This is a genomic window from Micropruina sp. (genome assembly GCF_027492755.1).
Classification (GTDB): Bacteria; Actinomycetota; Actinomycetes; order Propionibacteriales; family Propionibacteriaceae; genus Micropruina.
In genome coordinates, this window is sequence record NZ_JAPUED010000226.1 from 1 (window position 1) to 5351 (window position 5351).

At 68.6% G+C, this 5351-nt stretch carries 3 protein-coding genes; 2 read left to right on the top strand and 1 reads right to left on the bottom strand.

Annotated features, from left to right (window positions below; translation table 11 throughout):
- Positions 1-231: 231 nt before the first annotated feature.
- Positions 232-3603 (top strand): hypothetical protein, encoded by a 3372-nt coding sequence (locus Q0066_RS15645; RefSeq protein WP_298134680.1) that lies wholly within the window; start codon positions 232-234, stop codon positions 3601-3603.
- Between the two features lie 4 nt (positions 3604-3607).
- Here the strand turns inward: Q0066_RS15645 and Q0066_RS15650 are convergent, their stop codons facing one another.
- Entirely contained in the window at positions 3608-4867 is a 1260-nt protein-coding gene (locus Q0066_RS15650) for a multidrug effflux MFS transporter (RefSeq protein WP_298134681.1), read from the bottom strand.
- A 75-nt stretch (positions 4868-4942) separates the two neighbouring features.
- On the opposite strand from Q0066_RS15650, the gene Q0066_RS15655 reads away from it, so the two are divergent.
- Positions 4943-5167 (top strand): hypothetical protein, encoded by a 225-nt coding sequence (locus Q0066_RS15655; protein ID WP_298134683.1) that lies wholly within the window; start codon positions 4943-4945, stop codon positions 5165-5167.
- The last annotated feature ends 184 nt before the right edge of the window (positions 5168-5351 follow it).

A 5351-nucleotide genomic window follows, 5' to 3' on the forward strand; every position in this document is an offset into this window, starting at 1 on the left:
TCGCCGCGGACGCCTGCGCCGGTTCGACCGCGGAGAACAACGAGGCCGCCCTGCACGTGATGGGTCTCTATCCGCCCCAACTGACGATCTCGGACACGGCGTCGATCCTGGCCGACATGTGAGCTGAGGGCCTGAGCAGCTGCCCTGATACCACCACTCCGGTGGCAATTCTGCGCTCTGCCGTCGGTCGGGGTTCGGCACCTAGCGTCGGCCCCGACGGGGGAGGGGATCATGGCGGAACCACAGGTGTGGGCGGACGGCACGGCCGGAACGGTGATCGGCGCCGCGGTGTGGAATGGGCGGACCGTACTGGCCACCGACTGGTCGGGCGGACGGCTGCACGCCTTCGGGATCGAGAACGGAGGCCTGGAGCCCTGGGGTGACGGCTACCACCATCCCGAGGGCATCGCGGTCCGCGGTGACGAAGCGCTGATCGTCGAACAAGGTGGTGTCCTGCTGCGGCAGAACCTGCTCGACCCCGGACGTGCCGGCGCAGTCGAGGTCGCCACCGGGCTCGGCGCACCGCACGGCGTGGTCTGGTCGGAAGACGGCGCGTCCGCGCAACTCAGCGACCGGACCGGACGCCTGCTCTCCGTCGATCTGGCCACCGGTGCCGTGGAGACCGTCGCAGGCGGACTCGCCGCACCGGTGGGGCTGGCTGTCGGCGCAGCGGGTGAGGCGTATCTCACCGAGCAGGGGACGGGTGCGCTCACCCGGATTGATCCGGACGGCACCCGCACCACTGTGCTCACCGGGCTGGTCGGGCCGTTCCTGCTGGCCTGGGCCGATGATGCTCGCACCCAGTTGCTGGTCACCGAACGTGCACCGGCTCATCGGGTCGGCCTGGTCGACCTCACCGTCCCGGCGCCGAACGTGCAGCGACTGGTCGGCAGAGGCATCACCCAGCCGTCCCAGGCGATCATCTGCCGCGACCGGCTGGTGGTGACAGGTCAGAACCGGCTGCTCAGCCTCGACGCTGCGGCAGGCCTCGAACCCGGGGTCCGGCTGGTGATTCCCGGCCAGCCGCTGTGGCCGGGTGCATGGGTCGACGCCACGATCGACACCGGCGTCACCGGCTACACCCGCGCCGATCTGGACATCGTGGTCGATCCGCCCGGGCTGGTCACCCTCAGCCCGCACCCGGCCGCCGACCTCGACCCGACGCGTCCGACGATTCGGCTGCTGGCCGGTGCCGAGACCGGCAGCACGCGGCTCGTCGCCCGCGAAACCGGTAGTGGGGCCGAGTTGGGTGTCGCCGACGTCCTGGTCGACTTCGCCCCGGTGCCGCCGCTGGACGGACCGCCGCAGTGGATCGACAACCCGACCGAACCACCGCTTCCGATGACACTGCTGAGCGCGGTGCCGGGTGTCGCCGATGCGGGCTCGTTGGTCCCCCGGGACGCCGCCGGCAACAAGCTGGCCAACTGGCGGGTGGTGGCGGTTCTGGTCGACACCGACGACGCCAAGTGGCCCACGACGGTCACCCCGACCGAGCCGGCGCCGACGGTCGCCACCGCGCAGGCGTCGTGGCGCACCGTGTTCACCGGTGCGAGCGGCGTCGACGCGTTCTATCGGGAAATGTCCGGGGGGCGGCTCGGCCTCACTCTGGTCACCGGCGGTGTGCTGGGCCCGGTGCACCTGGGTGGCAAATGGGCCGACTGGCATCAGATGAACGGCACGCTGTGGGAGATCAAGGACGACATGCTGCAGCGCATCGCCACCGCATTGCAGGGCACCCCCGGCCTGACCTGGACCGATGTCGACGCGATCTTCGTGATCGTCCGCTCGGCCAGCTCCACCAACTTCACCTGGCCGTTCGCCAAGAGCCGGCAGGTGACCATCAAGGTGAAGTCCGGCGGCAAGGACGTCGATCACAAGGTGGCCCGGGTCTGCATGCCGCATGACCAGACCAGCACGGTGAAGTTCACCGATGTGGCGGTGAGCGCCCACGAGCTGGGGCACACTTTCGGGCTCGACGACCAGTACATGCCGGCCACCGACCCGAACTTCACCGACGCCATGCGTACCCGCGAGCTCGGTCAGCGCGAGCTGATGGCACACGAGGACAACCTTCCGCACCTGGCGGCGAGGCACAAACTGCTGCTCGGCTTCCTGGATCCGGGCCAGGTGCGCACCTTCACCCTGGGCGTGCCGGAGTCGAATCAGATCGTCGACCTGGTGCCGGTCTCGTCCGGACTACCCCCGGCCGGACGCATGTCGGCGATCGAACTGCGGGTCGCGCCCGGCCTGTCGTGGTTCTTCGAACTGCGCCAGCCGGTGCCGGGGCTCCTCGGCGACCTCCACGTGCCGACGTTCGGCACCGGTCAGGTGATCGGCTACGACGCGATTAAGTACCGCAATCCTCCGGTGGTCGCCGACAAGCGCAAGCCGATCATCATGCTGATCGACGACGGCGACGGAGAGGGAGCGGCGCTGACCGCCAGCCAGGACTATGAGAGCCTCGAGGAGCTCAGTCCGAACCAATTCCAGCAGTTCCGCCTCGAGGTGATCTCGATCGCCGCAGGCGGTGCGCGGGTGCGGGTGGATGTGGGCAAGGGCAACCGGCCCGACCCGGTGCTGCTCAACAACAACGGCGAGAAGGGCGACTACAAGAGTCCCGACATCGAGGTGCGGAATGCGCTCAGCGACGCCGACAAGAAGTTCCTGAACAAGCCGGTGGTGGGCATCGTCAACCGGGTGGTGGCGTTCGTGCACAACGAGGGCGGGTTGAACGCACCCACGGTCAGCGTCCGGTTCAAAGCGCTGCCGATGAGCACCGATGACGCCGAATCGACACGATGGACGGACCTTCCCGGGCCGACCGGCACGCCGGCGGTCACCCATGATGTCGACGCCGGTGCCCGGGTCGAGTTCGAGGTGCAGTGGGTTCCGACCGACCAACGGCACCACTGCGTCCAGGCCCGGATCGACCGGTACGTGAGGATTCCCGGCGGGGTCGATGAACCGGACGTCGACAACAACCTGGCCCAGTCGAACTACTTCGACCTGATCTCGCAGCCGAAGTCACCCGCCACCCGCGAGCTGTCCGTGGTCGACGTGCACAATCCCTTCCCGTATCCGGCCGATGCCTGGATCGAACTGGTGCAGGACTCGACCCGGTACCGCAGCTATGTCGACCACCGCTGGCTGCACCTGCAGCCCGGCGAGACCCGCAGCGTCCGGATCGAGGTGGAGTCGAAGGCCACCTCGATCTGGGACGCGATCGAGGCACATTGGCCGGACGGGCGCACCTGGCTGCGCTCCTGGTTGCCCGGCGCAGGCTGTACCGCCAAGACCGGTTCCGGGGTCACCTTGGGCGTCTCCACGAAGGTCGAATCGCAGTTGCGGCTGGTCGAGTTCGGGCCCGGCCTGCTGCAGCTCCGGGTGGACGGCCCGCCGGGCGCGCCGTCGCCGTCCGAGGGTTCGGTGGTGGCGCTCGTCGAGTACGAGGACGGCACCACCGAAACCCTCGCCGCCGACCTGGACGGCTTCGGCAACGCCCAGTTGCGTCCGCAGCCGATCCCGGGCATCGCCCGGGTCTGGTACTCCGGTGCCCCTGCCTATGCACCGGTGGATTCCTGGGAGGTGGAGGTTCGGGGCTGAGCGTTCACATCTCGTCGAGCGGCTCGTAGGTCTGCGGATCGGGCGGTGCCGGCGGGTCGCACGCCGTGACCTTCAGATGGCGTCGCCACATCAGGTAGCCGATCGCGGTCAGCGTCAGCGTGGTGCCGGCCAGCATCGGCAGCGAGAACGCCACCGCCGGGGCCAGCGCACCGGCGATCAGTGCGTTGGCCACCAGTGAGACGAAGCTCTGCACCGAGGACGCCGCGCCGCGGCTGGCTGGGAACAGGTCCAGCATCGCCAGGGTCAGGATCGGGAACGCCATCGCGACGCCGAACGTGTACACCGGCAGCAGCAGCACCGCCCAGGGCAGCGTCTGGGCGGCGGGAATCAGCATCAGGGCCAGGTTGGCAGCGCCGGCGGCGAGGCTGATCCAGTAGCCGATGGTGGCGAGCCGGCGCCCGCTGATCTGGCCGGCGAGGCGTCCGGAGAACCAGGAGCCGATCACCATGCCCGAGATCAGTGGCACGAAGAGCATCCAGAAGTCCTGCTCACCCTTGCCGAGCAGGTTCACCACGATCATCGGGGCGGCCGAGATGTAGACGAACATGCCGGCGAAGTTGATCATCGCGGTCAGCGCCAGCCGGCGTCCGCCCGGGTCGGACCAGACGCTCCATAGCGAGCTGAACAGCGGTCCGACGCGCAGCTGCGTCCGCTCGGCTGTGGGGTGGGTCTCCGGCAGGAACAGGCCGACCAGGAGGAGCAGCACCACCCCGACCCCGGTGAGGAACCAGAAGATGCCCCGCCAGCTGCCGTGGACCAGCAGCCAGCCGCCGACGATCGGCGCCAGCGCGGGTGCGAGCCCGAAGATCATCGCGATCTGCGACATCACCTTCTGTGCCCGTTCGCCGGTGAAGACGTCCCGCACCATCGCCCGGCTGATGATCTGTCCGGCGCCGGCGCTCAGGCCTTGCAGGGCGCGTCCGACCAGTAGCCAACCCAGGCTCGGGGCGAGTGCGCAGGCCAGCGACGAGAGCACGAAGAGAGCACTGCCGACCATGATCACCGGCTTGCGGCCCAGCGCGTCCGAGAGCGGACCGTGGAACAGGCTCATCACCGCGAACGACAGCAGATAGACGCTGATCAACTGCTGGAGCGCGAGCGGCGAGGTGTCCAGGTCGATCGCCATCTGCGCGAAGGCGGGGAACATCGTGTCGATCGAGAACGGTCCGACCATGCCCAGCCCGGCGAGGATGGTCAACAGCAGCCATTGCGGCGGCAGCGCTCGATCGGACGTCTTCAACACCCGCGTCATTGTGGCAGGCCTCACCGACAAGTGAGGCGGGGGCTCGGCCGAGGTGGATGAGGCACACTGCTCGTTGTGAGGGGCGGCGGCATCCTGGGCAAGATCCGTGGGCTGCTGCGTGCCTACTCGGATGGCCTGTCGGCCGCGGGCTACCCGCAGGAGGTCAGCGGTAGTCCGAACACGGTGTCCATCGTGAGTGAGCAGTCAATGGTCGAGCCGCCGTCCGACCCCAGCGCCGAAGGCGGCGAGCACCACGTCCACGTCGTCGATGCGTCGCCGAAAGACGATCCCGCCCAGTAGCCAACGCCCACCACCGTGGTCGTCGGTCACTGCGCGACGACGGCACGTCCCTACGTTTTGCTCAGTCGCCCTACGACCCGGTATCACTCGTTCGCCGGTCCTGTGAGGCATCCGACCGGACGTCGCTCGCCGGCCGCTGATGCAGACCACTGATGGACTCCTTCTGAGCGGACATGTCGTCACA

What these genes read in the sequence shown, in the direction of transcription:
- Q0066_RS15645 (WP_298134680.1), top strand. Translation starts at nt 232, where the DNA reads ATGGCGGAACCACAGGTGTGGGCGGACGGCACGGCCGGAACGGTGATC.